1 pseudogene and 1 other annotated feature are annotated in these 1137 nt (G+C 64.2%); the pseudogene reads left to right on the top strand.

The features are described 5' to 3' along the window. Positions 1-1137, top strand: a pseudogene (locus ABT304_RS30840) (IS3 family transposase); the annotation flags it as partial. Further along, positions 209-337, top strand: a sequence feature (AL1L pseudoknot). (Overlaps the previous pseudogene by 129 nt.)

Here is a 1137-nt window from a genome sequence, read left to right as displayed (position 1 = left end):
AGTACCCCAGTGAGTTCGAGGCGATCCGCACGATCGCGGGCAAGTTGGGGATCGGGTCGGCTGAGACGCTGCGTAAGTGGATCCGTCAGGCAGAGGTCGATGGTGGCACCCGGCCGGGGAAGAGCACCGAGGAGCTGGCTGAGATCCGGGCGTTGAAGAAGGAAGTCGCTGAGCTGCGACGGGCCAATGAGATCCTCAAGTCAGCGTCGGCTTTCTTCGCGGCGGAGCTCGACCGCCCACACAGGTACTGATCGCGTTCATCGACGAACACCGCGAGGAGTTCGGGGTCGAGTCGATCTGTCGCGTGCTGAAAGAGCATGGTGTCCAGATCGCCCCGTCTACCTACTACGAGGCACGTGATCGGGCCCCATCGAAGCGGGCGCTGCGTGATGCCGAGATCGTCGAGCTGGTCAGGGCAGCACGCGAGCAGCGGTTCATCGCCCGGTTCGGTGCCCGCAAGATGTGGCTGCACCTGCGCCGGCAAGGTCACGACGTTGCCCGGTGCACCATCGAGCGACTGATGACAGCAAACGGCTGGCAGGGCGCGCTGCGGGGCAAACGTGTGCGAACCACGAATCCGGATCCACGTGATGCCCGGGCAGCTGATCTGGTCGATCGTGACTTCACCGCCACCGCGCCCAACCAGCTGTGGGTGGCCGACTTCACCTACGTGCCGACCTGGTCCGGCACCGTGTACGTGGCCTTCATCTTCGACGTCTTCTCCCGCCGGATCGTGGGCTGGCGAGCCGCCACGTCTATGACCACCGAACTCGTCTTGGACACCCTCGAGCATGCCATCTGGACCCGGCAACAAGCCGGTGTGAGCGACCTATCCGGGTTGGTCCACCACAACGACGCCGGCAGCCAGTACACCTCCTTCGCGTTCACCTCACGCTTGATCGAGGCAGGCGTGGACGGCTCGGTGGGTTCGGTGGGCGATGCCTACGACAACGCCGTGGCCGAGTCCCAGATCGGTGTCTACAAGACCGAACTCATCCGCCCTGAAGGGCCCTGGCGCGACGTCGAGCACGTCGAGATCGAGACCCTGCACTGGGTCCACTGGTTCAACCACGAGCGCACCCACGGATCAATCGATGACCTCACACCCATCGAGATCGAGAACGCGCACTACGCTGC

It is taken from the genome of Nocardioides sp. NPDC000445, from assembly GCF_040300245.1.
Classification (GTDB): domain Bacteria; phylum Actinomycetota; class Actinomycetes; order Propionibacteriales; family Nocardioidaceae; genus Nocardioides.
Note: the sequence above shows the minus strand (reverse complement) of the source record. Positions and strands in the feature narration are given on the sequence as shown.